General features: G+C 47.0%; 1 protein-coding gene. It reads right to left on the minus strand.

Annotation, left to right across the window (positions count from 1 at the left end):
- Window positions 1–69: 69 nt before the first annotated feature.
- On the minus strand, window positions 70–772 hold a 703-nt coding region (locus M8370_RS23415; protein ID WP_250021873.1), incomplete at its 5' end, for a phage tail tip fiber protein.

Consider the following 772-nt stretch of genomic DNA (forward strand, 5'->3'; position numbering starts at 1 on the left):
GTTTTCTCCAGGCAATAAAAAACCCGCCAAAAGTGACGGGTTATTAATCGTGTTGAATGTCTAATTGGATTATGAGAACGACCCGGTACCTCGGGTAATGGTTAACGTCGGTGATGTAATTGACTTACTTGCTGTTCCGCTTCCTGTGACTGTAATGGTTCCCGTAACTGTATTTGCGGTGATGTTTCTCAATGCATGCCTTACCGATATCCACATCCCAGTATTCCCTGACGGTACGTTAATATTTCCAAGGTCACGTATATTCCCATTGATATTGAGCGTGATGTTAACGACCGTTGTTCCGGTAAGCGATGACACATAAATCAGACCTTCGAGAAGGGCGGATTTCGCAAGCGAGGAATTAGAGGAGTCTGTGAATGTTATCGCTCTGGTAGCTGTTGTAGCGCCTGAAACGACAACGTCTGCTCCAACTCCAATATTCGCTATATCACCGACAAAAGTCGTGGCCTCAACACTACCCTTAAAGCTTCCATTTGTTGCATATACTGTTCCACGGATAGTGACGTTATTAAATACAGCGTAACCCGATTTATTAATATGCCAGCCAACATTACCGGTGCCATCCCAGGTTGAAGATTGGATATAGCTGCCGATTTTGGCATTGCTGATGGTACCGTCCTGGATGAACGTATCCCGGATGAAGGTCTGTCCGTTCTGGATTACGAACGGCAACGACACCGCCCCACCAGCCTGCGCCATTACCGCGAAACGGTCAGCCACAAACAGCACCTGTGATTGCATGCCGGATGGA

Source organism: Enterobacter cloacae complex sp. OE43NF (assembly GCF_023544405.1).
Taxonomy (GTDB): Bacteria; Pseudomonadota; Gammaproteobacteria; order Enterobacterales; family Enterobacteriaceae; genus Enterobacter; species Enterobacter cloacae.